We start from the raw sequence: 17,580 nt of genomic DNA, 5'->3' as shown, positions 1-17,580 counted from the left end.
CGTTCATCGCGGCACGACCGGGGACGTCGCCCCAACCGCCACCCGGCGCGGCGAACCGGTGCCGTCGGCGGGCACGCTCCACACCGCGCCCTCGTGGGCGTACGCGATGGTGCCCGGGCCGGTCCAGGACGCCTGGTCGTCGACGGAGCGCGACTCGGCCAAGGGGTGCTCGCGGAGCGTGGCCAGGTCGAGGACGAACAGCCGCCATGGTGCGCGCGGATCGCCGGACACCTTCTTCTTGTAGGCGATGCGGGTGCCGTCCGGGGACAGCGAGGGGCACTCGACGTTCTCCTTCAGCGCGCGCGCCGACCAGTTGCCCAGGTCGCCCTCGACGAGGTACGTGCGTCCGCCGGTGCCGACGGTGGCGTAGAAGCGGTTGTCGTCGCGGGCGAAGGTGACGCCCCAGTAGTTGACGTCGGGCGCGTGGTGGCGGCGCCCGTCGAGGGTGAGCGGGATCTGCTCGATGTTCTTGATCAGGTAGCCGGTGCGCAGGTCGAGGATCGAGGTGCGGGTGGAGAAGGCGGAGGTGGCGTAGGAGTCGCCGGACGCGAAGGTGGTCCAGGCGAGCACCCGGCCGGAGGCGGACACCCGGGCACGGTTGGGGATGCCGGGGAGGCTCATGCGCCGCTGCTCGCGCAGCCGCCGGTCGAGCACGAGGACGTACGAGCGGGCCGGCACACCGGGGCGCAACTGCAGGCAGAGCGCGGTGTCACCGGCGGCGTGGAAGCGGTCGCACCGCGGCCCGAGCGCCACCCGGCCCCCGGGCGCGGAGGCGTCCAGGCGGGCGACGCGCCCGCTCGCGGTGTCGCGGAACCAGAGCGCGCCCGGGGAGCCGTCGTCGAGGGTGAAGCCCGCGTCGGCCCCCGCGTCGGCCCCCGCCTCGGCGGCACTCGCCTGACGGCCGGCGGCGGCGTGCCAGGTGTACGCGCCGGCCCCGCCGGCGAGGAGCAGGAAGCCGAGAACGAGCGCCCACAGGCTGCGGTGCCGGGTCATGACGTCTCCTTCCGGTCGAGCGAGCCGGACGGCGACGGCTCGCGGCGCGCTCGCGGCTCCTGGCGCGCTTGCGGCTCCGGCCGGCGGTCCGGCCCCTCCAGCCGCTCGGGCGGCAGCAGCCGCGCCGCGCAGCACAGGGCGAGCGTGAGGCCGCCGAGTGCCAGGACGAGGGCGGTGCGCGGCCCCCACAGCGTCCAGGCGGCCCCGAAGCCGGCCGCCGCGGCCACCTTGGCGAGGGCCTGGGCGGTCTGGACGAGGGCCAGTCCGCTCGCCCGGCGCGCGGCCGGCAGCAGCGGTCCGGTGAGCGCCATCAGGACGCCGTCGGTGGCGGCGTAGAAGACGCCGAGCAGCAGCGGCACACCCACCAGGAGCAGCGGGCCGGGCAACGGGGCCAGGAGCAGGCCGAGGGCGAGGAGCAGGGCCCCGTGCCCGTACAGGAAGGGGCGTCTGCGGCCGGCCCGGTCGGCGAGCCGCCCGGCCGGTACGGCGAGCAGCAGATAGGCGGCCGATGCGCCGAGCGGCAGGAACGGGAACCAGGTGGTCGCGAGTTCGGTCCGCCGCTGGAGCAGCAGGTAGAGGAACCCGTCGCCGACGGTGGCCGCGCCGAGCAGCGCGGCGGCGAGCACGACCCGGCGCACGGCGGGCAGCCGGAGCGGGGCGCGGGCCGCGAGGTCGCGGACACCGTGGGGCGCGCTCACGGCGGTGCGCCGCCGTCCGCCGGGGACGAGCACGACGAGCAGCAGCACGCCGAGCAGCCCGGTGCAGAAGCTGACGACGAACACGGCGTCGTACGCGTCGGCGGTGGCCCACAGGATCGCGAAGGCGGCGAGCGGGCCGAGCAGGGCGCCGGTGGTGTCCATGGCGCGGTGCACGCCGAAGGCGCGGCCGAGGCCGTCGGGCGGGCTGTCGAGCGTGATGAGGGCGTCGCGCGGCGCGGTGCGGATGCCCTTGCCCAGCCGGTCGGCGGCGAGCGCGGCGGCGATCAGGCCGGTCGCGCCGCCCGCGAGCAGCAGGCCGAGGCGGGAGCAGGCGGAGAGGGCGTAGCCGATGCCGGCGACGCGCTTGTGCCGGCCGCCGCGGTCGGCGGCGTGACCGCCGACGAGCCGTACGAGGGCGGTGGCGCCGGTGAAGAGCCCGTCGAGGAAGCCGAACTGGAGCGGGGTGAGGCCGAGGCCGAGGACCAGGTAGAGCGGCAGGACGGCGGTCACCATCTCGGAGGAGACGTCGGTGACGAGGCTGACCGTGCCGAGGGCGAGGACGGTGGCGGAGACGCGCCGCCGCGCCCCGGTGGGGGCGGGCGGCACGTCCCGGCGACCGGTGGTCGCGAGGTACATCAGTGGCAGCTGTAGGTCGGGCCGGTGTCCTTGACCTGGCCGTCGGTGCCGACGTACTGCCAGGTGTAGGTGGTGTCGGTGAAGTCCAGCTTCAGCACCCCGTACGGACCGCTGATCCGCTTCTGGCTGTTGGGCTGGACCGTCTCGATCGGGTACGGCTCGGCGCCTCCCATGCCTCCGACGATCTCGACGATGCCGTCGGGGGTGGCCCGGCCGTCCGGGTCCTGGGGGGCGAAGCGCTCGTAGTGGTGGTCGTGTCCGTTGAGGACGAGGTCGGCCTTGGCGGCGTAGAGGATCCGCCAGACGGGCTCGGAGACGGGGTCGTTGCCGTGGCCGCCGGAGGAGTACAGCGGGTGGTGGAAGTAGGCGGCGACGCAGCCCTTGGTGGTGCGGGCGAGGTCGTCCTTGAGCCACTGGATCTGGGCGGGGTCGTCGAAGGAGTTGGAGTCGAGGGCGACGAAGTGCCAGTTGCCGTGGTCGTAGCTGTAGTAGGGCTTGCCCTGGGGGTAGGCGATCGCGCCGAAGTACGACTTGTAGCCGGCGAGCGGGCCCGCCGGGTCGTAGGTCTCGTGGTTGCCGGGCACTGGGCGGGTCTTCGCCTTGAAGGCGCCCCAGGTCTTGTCGTAGTAGTTGCGGTAGTCGGACAGCCGGGCGTCGTCGTACTGGTTGTCACCCATCGTCAGGTAGAACGCCGGGTTGATCCGCTGGGCCTGGGCGGCGGTCTTGGGGTGGGCGCAGGAGCTGCTGGAGGCGGTGCACTGCGCGGCGATGTCGCCCGCCGCGACGACCGTGAAGGCGCCGGTGGTGGGCGGGGTCGTGGGCGGCGGGGTGGTGGGCGGGGTGGTGCCGTCGGGCGTTCCGTACACCTCCACTTCGTAGAGGGAGTAGCCGTACGGGGTGCCGCGGGCGGTGCCGTAGACGCGGACGTGGCGTCCCTTGCCGCTGAGCCCGGTCCAGTCGTCGGTGCCGCCGTTGCCCGCCGTCTCGGTGGCGAGGGCGGTCCAGATGGTGCCGTCGGCGGAGATCTCGACGCGGTAGGCCTTGGCGTAGGCCACCTCCCAGTTGAGGCGGACGCGTGAGACGGAGGCCGTGGTGCCGAGGTCGACGCGGAGCCACTGGGGATCGGAGCCCTCGGCGCTGGCCCAGCGGGTGGCCGGGTCGCCGTCGAAGGCCCTGGCGGGTTCGAAGCCGGTGTCCTCGACGGAGGACGAGGTGGCGGGCTTGCCACGGGAGAGCAGCGGGTCGGCTGCGGCCGCCCGGTCGGGCGCGAGGACCAGCAGGCCGCCGACGAGGAGCAGTACGGCGGCGAGCGTGGCGACGAGGAGGGACGGGGTGGTGCGGCGAGGTGGGGCGGAGGCGTTCAGGCGCATACCTGGGACTCCCTGGCCTGGGGACGGCGAGAGCTGGACACCGGTGCGGACATCGCGGCCCGGCCCGCGTGGCGGGGGGCGCCACGGGGCGTGCGGCGGTGCACGGCGGCCGGGTCAGAGCTCTCGCTGAGCGCGTCACGCCCGCACCCGGACACCCGGGGCGGTCGCCGCGCCAAGCCGCCGCGGCGAGAGTATCGGACAGGAAGGTTTCCTACCAGACCTGGGAACGGGGTTGGACGGGGGCGGAGTTGGGACGCGCCCGCGCGGCGCGGCTGGGGGCGGAGGGCGTGGGCGGCGCCGCCCACGCGCGGGGCGTCAGAGGCTGATGTGGTACGCCTTGCGCAGGGTCTCGTGCACGGTCCAGACGGTGCGGTCGCCCTCGCGGAGCACGCACGCGTCACCGGGGCCGATCTCCAGGGTCTCGCCGCCCTCGACCTGCACCGTGGCCCGGCCGCTCACGACGACGAACAGCTCGTTCGCCTCGGTGTCGGTGACCACGCCCGGCGTGATCTGCCAGATGCCGCGGATCTGCTTGCCGTCGACCGACTCCCACAGGACCTTGCCGGTCACCTCCGGCGTGCCGGAGAGGATCTGGCCGGGGTCGAGCGGCTCGGGCTCGAGCTCCGCGTCGGGGATGTGGACGGCGAAGGAAGGCTGCGCGTGAGTCGTCATGGGCGGTGACTGTAGCGGGGCCCGAGGGTCCGGTCCGGGCCTGGTACCCGATGGAGGACTCCCCTCCGTTTCCCGCTCCGACCAGCCACTTCACCGGTACGGAATCCGCAGGCGCGGTGTCACGGAATCCGCAGGAGGCGCATCCGGCCGGAGCGCTGCGCCATCGGCGCGCCGCCGGCGCGGGCACGTCCGCCGGAGCACCGATTCCGTAGCGCCCGGGCCATGAAAACCGCCTCTCGAACGACTGTCGCCCACCACCGTCATCGCTGGTCGGCGCAAGCGTCTTTGGTGGGCCCAATGTTGGTACCGGAGATTGCGCCGCGCCCCCTGACAGCCGGGCCACGACGGCGCCACACTCCCCCCGAGCCCGTGTACCGGGCCCGCCCCCCCGGACCCGTCTCCCCCCTCCTCACCACCTCCTGCCTCACCCTCCCCATCTCCCTCATCTCCCCTCCCCGAACAGGAGAGTGCGATGCCCCCCACCCGCGTTCGCGCCGCCGTCCTCGGCGCCGCGGCCCTGCTGACCGCCGCCATGACCGCCCCCACCGCCTCCGCGAGCTCCGCGACCTCCCCGGCCTCCGGATACTTCGGGGCCTCCGCCGCACCGGCCGCGGAGCCCGCGCCCGGCGCCTCGTACAAGGCCGCGCACGACACGCTCGGCCCGCAGCGCCTGACGCCCGCCCAGCGGGCGCTCGCCGCCGCCAAGCAGGCCGAGGCGGAGAGATCGTACGAGCGGGCCCGTACCTTCGGCACGACGGGCATCCTCGCCGGATACAAGCTCTCCGGCGGCATCCACCAGTCCCAGCAGACCTCCTACTGGTGCGGCCCCGCCACCCTGGTGATCACCCAGTCCGCCCACGACGAGGTCGGCGGGCGCTCGCAGCAGGACGCGGCGACCCTTCTCAAGACGAACACGAGCGGCACCGCCTGGTACGGCATCAACATCAACGTGTCGAACCCCACCGGCTATCCGATGGCGGACGCGCTCAACTACCGCCTTCCCGGCGCCGGTTACGTCCCGAAGGCACTGCCCTACACCCCGACCGCCACCGACAAGGCGAACTTCAGGCAGCACATCACCCACAACACCGACAACGACTACGCCATCGCGGGCAACGCCTGGGAGGTGCCCGGCGGTCCGCACCTCGTGGGTCACCCCAACATCGAGATCTTCCACTGGGTCTCGATCGACGGCTACAACACGGACACGGCTGCCGGCCAGGTCAACTACCTCGACCCGGTCGGCGGTGTGAGCACCAGCGTCATCTCCTGGGCCGGTCCCGTACCCAAGTCCGCGCACATCTCGTCCGACACCATCACCACCATCATGGGCGGCCGTGGCTACGTCTGGTAGGCAGCCGCTTCCGGTGTCCGTCCAGGCGGGCGCATCGGCACGTGACCTGAAGGGTGCCCCGGCGCGCGTCTCGACCGGTGCCTTGGCGCGCGGGCTGGTCGGCGTCGCCCTGACGGTGGCCCTGCTCCCGGGATGCTCTTCAGGAGGGACCGGCCCCGGCCGGCCGGCCGCGCGACCCACCACCCCACCGCCGACCGCGCGCGCCCCTCGCGCCCCCGCCTGCGAGGTGCCGCCGCCGGCGGCCTGGGGCACGGCGTTCGCCGCGGGCGAGTACCGGCCGCCGGGCGGGGAGCGCGCGGCCCTCGCGGACGCCGGTCCGGGCTGGACGGCGCTCCAGCTCACCGGCGGCGACGGCCGGCGAGCCGTCCTCGTACGCGCGGGGGAAACGTCTCCTCGGACGCTGCTGCGGTTCGCCGACCCGGTCGGACACCAGCTGCTCGCGGCCGACTTCGACGGGCGCCGGTGGGCCGCGTTCGCCGTTCTCGAAGGCAGGACCCTGGACAGCCCGTGGAGCCTGTACGTGTGGGACGCGGCCACCGGTACGACCCGGCGCCTCGCCCGCGCCGACCGACCGGGCCCGCTCCCCCGCCCGGTCGTCCACGACGGCACCGTGGTGTGGGCCCAGGGCACCGGCGCCGGGAAGGCCGCGATCTTCGCCGCCCCGGCGGGCGGTGGGCACGCGCGCGCGTGGCACACGGGAGTCCTGGACACCCCCTTCACCGCGGGCGGACTGCTGGTGTGGCGGGAGGCCGAGGGCGGCCACACCCGGCCGGCGGCCCTCTCGCTGCGCGACGGGCGCCCGGCCGCGCTGCCCGCGCCGGTGGCCGCGCTGCGCGACATCCGCTCGCTCGTCTCCGACGGCCGCACCTGGGCATGGGTCGAGGGCGAGACCGAGCCACGGCTGATGGTGTGGCGCACGGCCGATACCCGGCCGCCCTGGCCCGCCGTGACCACCTCGCCCGCGGCGGACGGCATGGACCAGCTGCGGATCGCCGGCCGGCTCGTCACCTGGCGCACGCCGGAGACCTCGTACGCCCTGGACCCCGTCCCCGGCTCGTACACACGGATCACTCCCCCGTACGGTTACGCGGCGGCCGACGGGAACGCACTGGTCCTCGCGTACAGCGTCGGCAACGCCAAGACCGCGGGCGCGCGAGCGGTGATCCAGGTCGTGGACCCGACCCGGCTGCCCGCGCTGCCGCGCTGCGGCTGACGACCGCGGACGCTACTGCGGGTTCAGAGGTTGTGGCTGTGGCTGTGGCTGATGTACGCCGCCGAGGTTTGCGAGGCATGCGGGTGCGCCAGAGATCCAGCATGTCCACACAGGTGTCCGAAGAGGTACGGGAGGCGCTCCACGAGGGGCGCCCCGTCGTCGCGCTGGAGTCGACGATCATCGCCCACGGCCTGCCGCGCCCGCGCAACCTGGCCGTGGCGAGAGAGCTGGAGGCCCTGGTCCGGGACGGCGGGGCGGTTCCCGCGACGATCGCGGTGCTCGACGGCGTCGCCCGGATCGGCCTGGACGAGGCCGCCCTCACCCGGATCGCCGAGGACACCTCGGTCCGCAAGCTCGGCCACCGCGACCTGGCCCCGGCGCTCGCCGTCGGGGCGTCGGGCGCGACGACCGTCTCGGCGACGGCCTGGCTCGCCGACTCCGCCGGCATACGGGTCTTCGCGACGGGCGGTCTCGGCGGGGTCCACCGGGAGTGGGCCGAGACCCAGGACGAGTCGGCGGACCTGCGACTGCTCGCCGAGGTCGGCATCACCGTCGTCTGCGCGGGCGTGAAGTCGATCCTCGACGTGCCGGCGACCCTCCAGCGCCTGGAGACCCTCGGGGTGACCGTCGTCGGCTACGGCACGGAGACCTTCCCCGGCTTCTACCTCTCGTCCTCCGGCGAACGCGTCGACTGGACCGTGCGGACACCGCAGGGCGTGGCGCGGGTGATGCGAGCCAGGGACGAGCTGGGCGGGCCGTGTGCGGCACTGGTCGTCGGCAATCCCGTACCGCCCGAGCAGCAGCTCGATCCGGCCCTGCACGACCGGGTCCTCGCAGCCGGTCTCGCGGCGGTGCGGGAGAAGGGGATCACGGGGCAGGCGGTGACCCCGTTCCTGCTGGAGTACCTGACGGTGCACACGGAAGGAGCGTCCCTGGAGGCCAACCTGGCGGCGGTACGGGGCAATGTGTGGCTCGCGGCCCGGATCGCCGCCGCCTACGACAGACAGCGGGAGGAACTCCGCGACGAGCGCGGAACCAGGCAGCCGTGACCGGTCCCCGGCAAGGGCCCGGCCCCTGTTCGGGCACAGGGCCCGGTGCAGGCACGGAGCCCGGTTCTGCCCCCGACCCCACGCCCCGCCCCGGCCCCGGTGCGCTGCTGGTCGTCGGTGACGTCGTCACCGACGTGGTCGCCCGGCACCGTACGCCGCTCGCGCCCGCGACCGACACCGCGGCCGAGATCCGCACCCTGCCCGGCGGCGCCGGGGCGAACGTGGCCTGCTGGGCGGTCCGTTCGGGCTGCCGGGAGGCGCGCCTCCTCGCCCGGGTCGGCACCGACTCCGCCGTCTGGCACGACCTGGAGCTGCGCCGCGCGGGCGTACGGCCGCTGCTCGTCCCGGACCAGGAGGCGCCGACCGCGACCGTGATCGCCCTGGTCGGCGCGGACGCGGAGCGTACGTTCCTGACGGACAGCGGCGCGGCGCTGCGGCTCTCGCCCGGCGACTGGTCGCCGTCCCTGCTCGACGGTGTCGCTCGGGTCCATCTCTCCGGCTACCTCTTCTTCGCCGAACGGAGCCGCGAGACGGCCCGACGGGTGCTGCGGGACGCGGGCGCGGCGGGTGTGCCGGTGAGCGTCGACCCGGCCTCGGCGGGCTTCCTCGCGGAGCTCGGCGCCGAGGCGTTCCTCGCCGCGGCGGCCGGTGCCGAGTGCCTGCTGCCCAACGCGGACGAGGCCCGTCTCCTGACCGGTGACCGGGACCCGGCCGCGGCCGCGGCGGCGCTGAGCCGACGCTTCCCGCTGGTCGCGGTGACCCTGGGCGCCGGAGGCGCCGTACTCGCCGCCGACGGGAGGGTGACCGGGCGCGTCCCTGCCCCGGCCGCCGACCCGGTCGACACCACCGGCGCGGGCGACGCCTTCACCGGCGCCTTCCTGGCGGCCCGGCTCACCGGCGCGTGCCCCGCCCGCGCGGCGGAGGCGGGCTGCCGCGCGGGGGCGCTGGCGGTGACGTCGGTGGGCGGGCGGCCCTGACTCCGCCAGTCGATCCCTGTCGTTCCGCCAGGCGTCTCTGTCGCTACGCCAGGCGTTCCCTGTCGCTCCGCCAGGCGTCCTCCGTTGCTCCGCCCGTCGTTCTGTGACGCTCCGCCAGTCGCTTCCCCTCGACGATCGCTGTCCGCCTGGATCCGCGTGCGTCAGTCCGCGAAACCGGTCCAGGCCGGGCGCCGCGGGTCGTCGACGCGGACGACGGCGTCGGCGGCATCGACGGGCCCGACCTCCTCCTCGTACCGGGCGAACGCCGGCAGCGTCCACGACTCCTCGGTGCGGCGGGCCAGCGCACCCGGCGAGAGCCGCAGGTGCAACTTCACGTCGAAGGGGAACCAGTGGCCGAGCAGGAACGGGCCGTGGACCACGAGGACTCCGCCCGGCGACAGCGGTACGGCGGGGCTTCGGGTGGCCCGGTCGGTCACGGGGTTCCACAGGTCGGGCAGGACCCGCCCGCTGCCGCCCGGCTCCAACGGGCCGAACACCTCCCGCCACAGCGCGCCGGTGTCGTACCAGTCGCTGTAGTACGCGTCGGGGTCCTGCCTGCCGTGCTCGAAGCGCAGCGACGCGGGGCGCAGGAAGCCGCCGGTCGCGACGACGAGGACGGACCTGCCGCGCAGCCGCAGCACCTCGGCGACGCGCTCGGCGAACTCCCCGCCAGGCGCGGCAGGGGCACCGTCGACACCCACCTTGAGCCAGTCGCTGCCGTCACCGGGTTCGGCCCGGTCGACGCGGTCGGCCACGGTGTCGGCCAGCCGCTCCCAGCTGATCGCTTCGAATCGCATCCGCCCCATCCTGCCGTACGGGCCTGATCCCACGCGTGGCGGCGGGACCGGGACCGACTTGACCTTGACACTGGCGGCAGGGTTCGACGATCACCTCATGAACGGCGAGACACAGCCCCAGACAGAGGCACGGACACGGACACGCACGCAGAAGCAGGCGCAGACAGACGCACAGGAGGAGCAGGCACAGGCGCAGGCACAGTCACAGACGCACGCACAGACGCACCGCACCGCCCGAGTCGTCGTCGTCACCGGCGCGGGCACCGGGATCGGCCGGGCCACGGCCCGGGCCTTCGCCCGGCAGGGCGCGACGGTCGTGGCGGTGGGTCGCAGGCCGGGGCCGCTCGACGAGACGGCGGAGGGCTTCCCGGGGATCCGGCCGCTGGTCGCCGACATCACGGCGCAGGGCGCGCCGCAGGACGTCGTCCGCGCCGCCGTCGACACGTACGGTCGGCTCGACGTCCTCGTGAACAACGCCGGGATCGCCGGCGGCGGTCCGCTCGGCACCCTGGACCGCGAGGTGATCGGCCCGCTCGTCGAGACCAACCTCGTCGCGCCGGTGCTGCTCACGCAGGCCGCCGTGCCGGCGCTCGAGGCGTCCCGTGGCGTCGTGGTCAACGTGACCACGACGGTCGGACAGCGGGGCTGGCCCGGCAACTCCGTCTATCCGGCGACGAAGAGCGGCCTGGAGACGCTGACCCGTTGCTGGGCAGTGGAGCTCGCGCCGCGCGGGATCCGGGTCGTGGCGGTCGCGCCCGGTGCGATCGAGACGCCGATCGCCGACCACATGGGACTCTCCGAAGAGCAGCGCGAGGCGGTCCGGAAGTGGCAGCTGGCGCATGTCCCGCTGGGCCGGATCGGCCGGCCCGAGGAGGTGGCCTGGGCGATCACCGCGCTGGCGGCGCCGGACGCCGCGTATCTGACGGGCACGGTGCTGCCCGTGGACGGCGGGGCGCTGGTGTCGTGATACGACTGCGCGGGGAGGTGGGGTCCTTGCGCATCGGTGAACTGGCCCGGAGGACGGGGACGACGGCACGCGCGCTGCGCCACTACGAGCAGGCGGGACTGATCTCCTCGGTACGCGCGGCCAACGGGTACCGCGTGTACGAGGCGGACGCCGTCGTCCGCGTGGCCAACATCCGGTACCTGCTGGGAGCGGGCCTCACGCTGGACGACGTGTCCGCGTTCGCGAGCTGTCTCGACGGGGACGTGCCCGCGACGCGGCCCTCCGTCGGCGGACTGCGGATCGCCCGCGAGCGCCTCGCGGTGCTGGACGCGCGGATCGCCGCGCAGACGGAGGCCAGGGACCGGCTGGCCGCGGCCCTGGCCCGCTACCCGGAACCCTCGACGCCGGACGCCCAGGCCCCTCTGCATCCGGCCACACGCCGCTGACAAACCACCGGAGGCCGAGCGACCAGGAGGCGTACGCCTCGCGCCCGCGGAGCTGGGGCCGTCAGGAAGCATGCACCCCGCACCGGCAAAGGGCGGGGCCGTCAGGAGACGTGCGCCTCGTGCCGGCGGAGGCGGGGGCGCCGGCAGGCCTGCGCCTCGCACCGGCGGAGTCGCGGACCCGTCAGGAGGCCTGTGCCTCGTCCCGCAGTTCGGCCCGGCCCGTCTCGACCGCCTCCGCGAGGGTCAGTTCGCCGTCCGCGAGGGCCCGGCAGGTGGCCGCGTCCGTGCGCAGCCGCACCTCGGCGTCGGCCGCCGGCCCTTCCCCGTACGAGAGCTGCCCGCCGGCCTCGGCGCGTACGTGGAACTCGCCCTCGTCCAGCGTCACCTGGACGACCTTCGCGCCGAGCCCGGCCAGGGCGTCGAGGAGCGGGATCGCGAACCAGTGGGCGCGGACGGCGTCGGTCGGCCGGGGTTCGCCGAGGGCGGGCGCGCCCCACGCGGCGAGGGCGCGCAGGACCGGCAGCAGCTCGCGGCCGCGCTCGGTGAGCTCGTACACGTACGCGGAGACGGGCGGCGGCAGCCTGCGCCGGGTGACGAGTTCCGCGCCCTCCATGTCCTTGAGCCGGCCCGCGAGCATGTCGGTGCTGACGCCGGGGAGATCGGCGTGCAGATCGGTGTAGCGCCGTGGGCCCGCGAGGAGTTCACGGACGATCAGCAGGGTCCACCGGTCTCCTACGGCGTCGAGGGCGCGGGCTGCGGCGCAGTACTGGTCGTAGCTCCGGCGGCGTGGCTGGCGCGACGGTCGCGACTGAGATGACTGAGGTGGCATGCGACGCAGTCTAGACATGTTGTTGGACTTTCCAAGCTCGAACTTGGTAAAACCAAGCATCAACACTTCTGGGGAGGTCGGCGCATGGAGTTCCGGCAGTCGAGCAAGCTGAGCGAGGTCTGCTACGAGATCCGCGGCCCGGTCATCGAGCAGGCCAACGCCCTGGAGGAGGCGGGCCACAGCGTCCTGCGCCTCAACACCGGAAACCCGGCGCTCTTCGGCTTCGAGGCGCCCGAGGAGATCGTCCAGGACATGATCCGGATGCTCCCCAAGGCGCACGGCTACACCGACTCGCGCGGCATCCTCTCCGCCCGCCGCGCCGTCGCCCAGCGCTACCAGTCGATGGGACTGACGGGCGTGGACGTCGACGACGTCTACCTCGGCAACGGCGTCTCCGAGCTCATCTCCATGGCCACGCAGGCCCTCCTGGAGGACGGCGACGAGGTCCTCATCCCGGCCCCCGACTACCCGCTGTGGACGGCGGTCACGACCCTCGCGGGCGGCAGGCCCGTGCACTACCTGTGCGACGAGTCCGCCGACTGGTACCCGGACCTCGACGACATGGCCTCGAAGATCACCGACCGGACCCGGGCCGTCGTCATCATCAACCCGAACAACCCGACCGGCGCGGTGTACCCGAAGGAGATCCTGGAGGGCATCCTCGACCTCGCCCGCCGCCACGGCCTGATGGTCCTCGCCGACGAGATCTACGACCAGATCGTCTACGACGAGGCCGTCCACCACCCCGTCGCCACCCTCGCCCCCGACCTGGTCGTCCTCACCTTCGGCGGCCTGTCCAAGACCTACCGTGTGGCCGGCTTCCGCTCCGGCTGGCTGGTCGTCAGCGGCCCCAAGGAGCACGCCAGGAGCTATCTGGAGGGCCTGACCATGCTGGCCTCCATGCGGCTCTGCCCCAACGCCCCCGCCCAGTACGCCATCCAGGCCGCGCTCGGCGGCCGGCAGTCCATCCACGAGCTCACCGCCCCCGGCGGCCGGCTGCGCGAGCAGCGCGACCGGGCCTGGGAGAAGCTCAACGAGATCCCCGGCGTCACGTGCGTCAAGCCGAAGGGCGCGCTCTACGCCTTCCCGCGCCTCGACCCGGCCGTGCACCGGATCCACGACGACGAGAAGTTCGTGCTCGACCTGCTGCTGCGGGAGAAGATCCAGGTGGTGCAGGGCACCGGGTTCAACTGGCCGCGTCCGGACCACTTCCGCATCCTCACGCTGCCGTACGCCGACGACCTGGACGCCGCGATCAGCCGCATCGGGCGCTTCCTCGGCGGCTACCGGCAGTAGCGTTCCGCCTCGCCGCGCATCCGGCTCTCCTGCGATGATCTGACGGATCATCGCAGGAGAGACAGGAGAGAGGGGCCGATCCGCCATGGACGCCGCGCTGATAGCCGTCGCCGGAACCCTGCTGGGCGTGGTGGCCACCCACTGGTTCCAGGGCCGCGCCGCGCAACGCACGGCCTCGCTCGCCAGGACCGAGCAGCTGCGGCAGGAGCGGATCGCGACCTACAGCGCGTTCGCGGGAGCGGTCGTCGACTACCGGCAGAGCCAGAACGACCGCTGGTTCCGGGCCCATCTGGAACCCGGCACGGAGGAGGCCGAGCAATCGCGCTACGCCTCGTACCGGCAGCGCAGCGCCGCCCGGCAGGCCCTCTTCCGGGTCCAGCTGATCTGCGACGACGCGGAGACCCGGCGGATCGCCCAGGACGCCTTCGAGAAGACCCACTGCATGCACGAGGCGACGGACGACGAGGACCGCGTGCGGCGTTCGTACGAGGCGAGGGACGCCCTCGCGCTCTTCATCGAGACGGCCGCGCCGAGCGTGCGCTGAGCGGATGCGGGTGCGCGAGGAGTGCGCCGCGGTTGCGACGGGTCGCGCGGTGCGCGCGGGAAGTCTGCGGGTACGGACGCGCGGGTAGGACACCCGTGTGGATCTCGTCGCTCCCGTCGTGGTCGAACCGCTCAGGCGACGCCGCTGCTCGGAATGCCACCAGGGCCCGCTGGAGCGGATGATCGTCGAGTTCAACGCGCCCGTCTGCCTGGACTGCGCCGATCTCGGACACCTCGTCTTCCTGCGGCGCGGCGACACCGCCCTCACCCGCCGGGCCCGCGAGGGCAGTTCGCTGTGGGCGGTGGTGGTACGGCACAACCGGCGCCGCACCCGCTACGAGCGCCAGGGCCTGCTCGTCGAGGAGGCGGCGCTCGCCCGGGCTGAGGCCGCCTGCCTCGCGGATGCCGAGGCCCGGGCGCGCCGCCGGGCCAGGGACGCGGTGCGCCGCGCCGGGCGGGACGCGGAGATCACGGCCGCCCTGGAGGCGGAGATCCTGCGGCTGTTCCCGGGCTGCCCGGCCGAGCGGGCGGAGCGGATCGCCGCGCACGCCTCGGCCAAGGGCAGCGGACGGGTGGGGCGTACGGCGGCCGGCCGGGCCCTCGACCCGGGCGCCGTCACGGCCGCGGTGCGGGCCGCCGTACGCCACGTCGACACCGACTACGACGCGCTGCTGATGGCCGGGGTGCCCCGGCACCAGGCCCGCGCCCGGATCGCACCCACCGTCGAGACGGTGCTCCGGTCCTGGCGGACGGGATGAGGGACGGGCGGGGCGGGAGGGCTGAGGGGCACGGCGACGCGGCGCCCTGAACTCGGCCCCGGCCCGCCCTCGGCGGGCGGCGGTCCGGCGGCACGGCCCGGTGCGAGCACCGGCGCGCTTCGGTACGGGGGCGCCGGTGCGGGTGCTGGGCAGGTGTCGGTGCGGGCCGGCGCGGACCGGTGCGTCAGGCCTGGTCGGCCGCCGCGCGGCGGGCCCGGCGGTACAGGAGCGCTCCGCCGAGGAGCAGGGCGGCGCTCGCCGGGGCCGCGTAGCCCAGGGAGTCGGCGCCGGTGCTGGCGAGCTGGACCGAGTGGGACTGCGGCGCAGGGCCGGGGAGCTGCTCGGTGCTCGGGGCGGGCGGCAGGTTGCGCACCGGGGTCTGCGGGCGCGGGGTCGGGGTCTCGGGGTGCTCGCACTCCTCCTCGGGTCCCGACTCGTTCACCGAGGTGTTGCCGAAGGCGGGGTTGCCGATGCCGACCACGTTGACCGAGTTGCCGCTGACGTTGACCGGGAGGTCGACGGGCAGCTGGATGCCGTTGCCGGAGAGGACGCCCGGGGAGCCCTCGGCGTGGCTCTCGGCGCTCGCGCCGCCGCCGCTGTGGGCGCCGCCGTTGTGGGCGCCGCCGTGCCCGGAACCGCCGCCCCCGCGGCTGCCGTTGTCGGACGAGCCGGCCCGCGGAGTGCCGGGCAGGTCCTTGTGGGCCCGGCCGCCGGCGCGGTCCTCGGAGCCGTGACCCGAGGCCCCGGAGCGGTTGGCACAGCTGTTGCCCGCCGCGGGGTTGAGCAGACCGACGACGTTGACGGTGTTCCCGCAGACGTTCACGGGCGCGTGCACCGGCAGCTGAACCGCGTTGCCGGAGCCGACCCCCGGCGAACCGGCGGCGACGCCCTGCGCCGCGGAGTCCGCGTGGGCGGCGCCCGCCGACAGCGCGAGCGCGCCGCCGGTGACCAACAGTGTGGCCAGACCACTTCGGCCAATCTGCCTCATGGTTTCCTGCCTTCCGGATGTCTTCACGGGCCCTCGCCCGTACCCGAAATAACGCCGTCCGCGAGGTGGCCGGATCCGACCGTCCGCGTGTTTCACTCCTTCGAGGGAGCGCGCGACGGCCGATCATGGCCCGACGTCGGGCGTTCTCGGTGCGTTACGGTGACGCGGGAGGGGGGCGAGGTGACCGTGAGGCAGGAGCGACTGCGCGTGCCGGTGGGGCAGGACGCGGCGCGCTGGCGGACGCGCGGCACCAGGCGCACGGTGCTGTTCGTCGTCCACAACGTCACCTCCGCGACCCGGCTGCTCGACGTACAACCCCTCTTCGACGACGCCCTGGACGTGCAGACTCTCGCGACCTGCACCGGCTCGTCCCCGTTCCTGGCGGGCGTCGACGAACTGCTCCGCGCGGCCGGGCTGCCGGTGATTCCCTGGGAGCAGGCGAAGGAACTGGCCGCGGACGGCGGCGTGGACCTCGCGATCAGCGCGAGCTACGGAGGCGAACTCCAGGCCCTCCAGGGGAAGTTGGCCATCCTCTCACACGGTGCCGGATACAATAAGAGGCTGGCGACACCGGACACCGGACACCGGACACCGGACTCGGGGCGCGGGAGCCGGGCGCCCGGAACGCCGAGCACACCACCGCTCCCCCAACGGGCTCCGGGCAGGCACCCGTGTTCGGCATCGATCCGGAGTGGCTGCTGCACCAGGGCAAGCCGCTCGCGACCGCGACCGTACTCTCCCATCCCGAGCAGCTCGACCGGCTGCGCCGCGCCTGCCCCGAGGCCGCCGCCACCGCCGTCCTCGCCGGTGATCCCTGCTTCGACCGGATGCTCGCCGCGCGCCGCCGGCGGCCGGCGCTGCGGCGCGCGCTCGGGGCGGGCGACGGCCGCCGGCTCGTCGTCCTGAACTCCACCTGGGGCCGCTCCTCCCTCCTCGGCTCGGAGGGATTCCCTTCTCTTCTGCGCGAGTTGACCGAGACGCTGCCGGTCGACGAGTACCGGCTGTGCGCGGTGCTCCACCCCAACATCTGGTACGGCCACGGCCCCGGCCAGGTGCGCGCGTGGCTGCGCCGGGCCGCCGAGTCCGGCCTCACCCTGATCGACCCGCTCGGGCCCTGGCGGCAGACCGTCGCGGCGGCCGACTGCGTCATCGGCGACCACGGCTCGGTCACCTACTACGCCGCCGCACTCGGACTGCCCGTCCTGCTCGGCGCCTTCGCCCCGCAGGACCTCGACCCCGCCTCGCCCGTCGCCGCACTCGGCCGGAGCGCACCCCGGCTGCGGCCGGGAACCCCGCTGCGGACACAGCTCGACGCGGTGATCGACGGCCATGCGCCGGGGCGGTACGACGGGTTCGCGGCGCTCGCCAGCTCGGACCCCGGCGCGTCGGCGGGACTGCTGCGGACGCTGTTCCACGGCCTGCTCGGGCTCCCCGAACCCGTACGCCCGGCCCGGCTGCGGCCCCTGCACCCGGAGGAGACCGGGCCACCCGACGTCACCGTGCCCGTCCGGGTGCTCACCACGATCGCGTACGACGGCCCCGGCGGCCCGCCCGAGGTCACCGTCACCCGCTACGCCGACCCGGCCGCCGAGCCGGACGGGCCCGAGGCGGCGGACGCGCACACGGCGGTGGACGTGCGGACCGCCGACGAGAGCCGGCTCTCCCTCGCGGACCTCGTCCTGGACACGAACGGCGGCGGCGCCCCGGCGGGCCCGCGCGCGGCGGAGCTGCTCGCCGAGCACCCGTACGCCGCCCTCGCCGCCGTGCGCACCGGCCCCGGACGCTGTCTGGTGCTCGACCGGGAGGGCACGGCCCTCGAACTGGCCACGCTCCCCCGCCCCGACGGATTCGCCGACCCGTGCGACCCCTTCGCCCACGCCTCGGCCGCCTACGCCTGGCGGGCGAGCGGCCGACCGCTCGGCGCGCTCGCCACCGCGGGCGCCCTCGTCGTGACGACGGGCCCGATACGCCACCGCGTGACGGTCCACGAGGTGCCGTACGGGCTCTAGGAGCCG

Annotated in this window: 17 protein-coding genes; 10 read left to right on the top strand and 7 right to left on the bottom strand. The window is 74.6% G+C overall.

Going from position 1 to position 17,580, the window contains the following annotated elements:
* Positions 1-3: 3 nt before the first annotated feature.
* From ACFVGS_RS31585 to ACFVGS_RS31570, 4 genes are all read right to left on the bottom strand, one after another.
* The gene (locus ACFVGS_RS31585; protein ID WP_385695320.1) at positions 4-993 is read right to left on the bottom strand and encodes a hypothetical protein; all 990 of its coding nucleotides are present in this window, start codon (positions 991-993) and stop codon (positions 4-6) included.
* Positions 990-2,327 (bottom strand): MFS transporter, encoded by a 1,338-nt coding sequence (locus tag ACFVGS_RS31580; protein ID WP_385695317.1) that lies wholly within the window; start codon positions 2,325-2,327, stop codon positions 990-992. Before ACFVGS_RS31580 ends, ACFVGS_RS31585 begins: the two co-directional genes overlap by 4 nt.
* Positions 2,327-3,697 carry a discoidin domain-containing protein gene (locus ACFVGS_RS31575; protein WP_385695314.1) on the bottom strand — a complete coding sequence of 457 codons (1,371 nt, stop codon included), beginning with the start codon at positions 3,695-3,697 and terminating at the stop codon, positions 2,327-2,329. Before ACFVGS_RS31575 ends, ACFVGS_RS31580 begins: the two co-directional genes overlap by 1 nt.
* Positions 3,698-4,012: 315 nt before the next feature.
* Complete coding sequence (locus tag ACFVGS_RS31570; RefSeq protein ID WP_384419910.1) at positions 4,013-4,369, bottom strand: cupin domain-containing protein; 357 nt, start codon at positions 4,367-4,369, stop codon at positions 4,013-4,015.
* Between the two features lie 472 nt (positions 4,370-4,841).
* Between ACFVGS_RS31570 and ACFVGS_RS31565 the strand changes: the two genes are divergently transcribed.
* The 4 genes from ACFVGS_RS31565 (at position 4,842) to ACFVGS_RS31550 (ending at position 8,962) form a co-directional block, all read left to right on the top strand.
* Positions 4,842-5,723, top strand: a complete 882-nt coding sequence (locus ACFVGS_RS31565) for a hypothetical protein (RefSeq protein ID WP_385695311.1) — start codon at positions 4,842-4,844, stop codon at positions 5,721-5,723.
* Positions 5,724-5,949: 226 nt separating this feature from the next.
* Positions 5,950-6,936: a hypothetical protein gene (locus tag ACFVGS_RS31560; protein WP_385695308.1), complete on the top strand. Its 987-nt coding sequence runs from the start codon at positions 5,950-5,952 to the stop codon at positions 6,934-6,936.
* A gap of 101 nt (positions 6,937-7,037) precedes the next feature.
* Complete coding sequence (locus tag ACFVGS_RS31555) at positions 7,038-7,985, top strand: pseudouridine-5'-phosphate glycosidase (RefSeq protein ID WP_385695305.1); 948 nt, start codon at positions 7,038-7,040, stop codon at positions 7,983-7,985.
* 104 nt (positions 7,986-8,089) lie between these two features.
* Positions 8,090-8,962 (top strand): carbohydrate kinase family protein, encoded by an 873-nt coding sequence (locus tag ACFVGS_RS31550; RefSeq protein WP_384420005.1) that lies wholly within the window; start codon positions 8,090-8,092, stop codon positions 8,960-8,962.
* A gap of 161 nt (positions 8,963-9,123) precedes the next feature.
* Here ACFVGS_RS31550 and ACFVGS_RS31545 read toward each other — a convergent pair whose 3' ends face one another.
* The gene (locus ACFVGS_RS31545; protein WP_384419921.1) at positions 9,124-9,759 is read right to left on the bottom strand and encodes a uridine kinase; all 636 of its coding nucleotides are present in this window, start codon (positions 9,757-9,759) and stop codon (positions 9,124-9,126) included.
* 97 nt (positions 9,760-9,856) lie between these two features.
* Between ACFVGS_RS31545 and ACFVGS_RS31540 the strand changes: the two genes are divergently transcribed.
* The gene (locus ACFVGS_RS31540; RefSeq protein WP_385695303.1) at positions 9,857-10,726 is read left to right on the top strand and encodes an SDR family NAD(P)-dependent oxidoreductase; all 870 of its coding nucleotides are present in this window, start codon (positions 9,857-9,859) and stop codon (positions 10,724-10,726) included.
* Between the two features lie 26 nt (positions 10,727-10,752).
* Positions 10,753-11,151: a MerR family transcriptional regulator gene (locus ACFVGS_RS31535; RefSeq protein WP_385695300.1), complete on the top strand. Its 399-nt coding sequence runs from the start codon at positions 10,753-10,755 to the stop codon at positions 11,149-11,151.
* A gap of 181 nt (positions 11,152-11,332) precedes the next feature.
* On the opposite strand, the gene ACFVGS_RS31530 is transcribed toward ACFVGS_RS31535, so the two are convergent.
* Positions 11,333-11,980: a winged helix-turn-helix transcriptional regulator gene (locus tag ACFVGS_RS31530; RefSeq protein WP_385695297.1), complete on the bottom strand. Its 648-nt coding sequence runs from the start codon at positions 11,978-11,980 to the stop codon at positions 11,333-11,335.
* An 84-nt stretch (positions 11,981-12,064) separates the two neighbouring features.
* Here ACFVGS_RS31530 and ACFVGS_RS31525 point away from each other — a divergent pair, with 84 nt between their 5' ends.
* From ACFVGS_RS31525 to ACFVGS_RS31515, 3 genes are all read left to right on the top strand, one after another.
* Positions 12,065-13,276 (top strand): pyridoxal phosphate-dependent aminotransferase, encoded by a 1,212-nt coding sequence (locus ACFVGS_RS31525; RefSeq protein WP_384419931.1) that lies wholly within the window; start codon positions 12,065-12,067, stop codon positions 13,274-13,276.
* 85 nt (positions 13,277-13,361) lie between these two features.
* Positions 13,362-13,820: a hypothetical protein gene (locus ACFVGS_RS31520; RefSeq protein WP_384419934.1), complete on the top strand. Its 459-nt coding sequence runs from the start codon at positions 13,362-13,364 to the stop codon at positions 13,818-13,820.
* Positions 13,821-13,917: 97 nt separating this feature from the next.
* Positions 13,918-14,577: a DUF2293 domain-containing protein gene (locus ACFVGS_RS31515; protein ID WP_385695293.1), complete on the top strand. Its 660-nt coding sequence runs from the start codon at positions 13,918-13,920 to the stop codon at positions 14,575-14,577.
* Positions 14,578-14,761: 184 nt separating this feature from the next.
* On the opposite strand, the gene ACFVGS_RS31510 is transcribed toward ACFVGS_RS31515, so the two are convergent.
* Entirely contained in the window at positions 14,762-15,565 is an 804-nt protein-coding gene (locus ACFVGS_RS31510) for a chaplin (protein WP_385695290.1), read from the bottom strand.
* Positions 15,566-16,236: 671 nt separating this feature from the next.
* On the opposite strand from ACFVGS_RS31510, the gene ACFVGS_RS31505 reads away from it, so the two are divergent.
* Positions 16,237-17,574 (top strand): hypothetical protein, encoded by a 1,338-nt coding sequence (locus ACFVGS_RS31505; RefSeq protein WP_385695288.1) that lies wholly within the window; start codon positions 16,237-16,239, stop codon positions 17,572-17,574.
* Positions 17,575-17,580: the final 6 nt, after the last annotated feature.

Origin of the sequence: Streptomyces sp. NPDC127114, from assembly GCF_042677525.1 — a bacterium.
In the GTDB taxonomy this organism is placed as follows: Bacteria; Actinomycetota; Actinomycetes; order Streptomycetales; family Streptomycetaceae; genus Streptomyces.
Note: the sequence above shows the minus strand (reverse complement) of the source record. Positions and strands in the feature narration are given on the sequence as shown.

Excerpts from the sequence above, each read along its gene's own strand:
- ACFVGS_RS31520 (WP_384419934.1), top strand. The coding sequence starts at position 13,362 with ATGGACGCCGCGCTGATAGCCGTCGCCGGAACCCTGCTGGGCGTGGTG.
- ACFVGS_RS31540 (WP_385695303.1), top strand. The coding sequence starts at position 9,857 with ATGAACGGCGAGACACAGCCCCAGACAGAGGCACGGACACGGACACGC.
- ACFVGS_RS31575 (WP_385695314.1), bottom strand. The coding sequence starts at position 3,697 with ATGCGCCTGAACGCCTCCGCCCCACCTCGCCGCACCACCCCGTCCCTC.
- ACFVGS_RS31585 (WP_385695320.1), bottom strand. The coding sequence starts at position 993 with ATGACCCGGCACCGCAGCCTGTGGGCGCTCGTTCTCGGCTTCCTGCTC.
- ACFVGS_RS31530 (WP_385695297.1), bottom strand. The coding sequence starts at position 11,980 with ATGCCACCTCAGTCATCTCAGTCGCGACCGTCGCGCCAGCCACGCCGC.
- ACFVGS_RS31525 (WP_384419931.1), top strand. The coding sequence starts at position 12,065 with ATGGAGTTCCGGCAGTCGAGCAAGCTGAGCGAGGTCTGCTACGAGATC.
- ACFVGS_RS31570 (WP_384419910.1), bottom strand. The coding sequence starts at position 4,369 with ATGACGACTCACGCGCAGCCTTCCTTCGCCGTCCACATCCCCGACGCG.
- ACFVGS_RS31545 (WP_384419921.1), bottom strand. The coding sequence starts at position 9,759 with ATGCGATTCGAAGCGATCAGCTGGGAGCGGCTGGCCGACACCGTGGCC.
- ACFVGS_RS31580 (WP_385695317.1), bottom strand. The coding sequence starts at position 2,327 with ATGTACCTCGCGACCACCGGTCGCCGGGACGTGCCGCCCGCCCCCACC.
- ACFVGS_RS31555 (WP_385695305.1), top strand. The coding sequence starts at position 7,038 with ATGTCCACACAGGTGTCCGAAGAGGTACGGGAGGCGCTCCACGAGGGG.
- ACFVGS_RS31510 (WP_385695290.1), bottom strand. The coding sequence starts at position 15,565 with ATGAGGCAGATTGGCCGAAGTGGTCTGGCCACACTGTTGGTCACCGGC.
- ACFVGS_RS31565 (WP_385695311.1), top strand. The coding sequence starts at position 4,842 with ATGCCCCCCACCCGCGTTCGCGCCGCCGTCCTCGGCGCCGCGGCCCTG.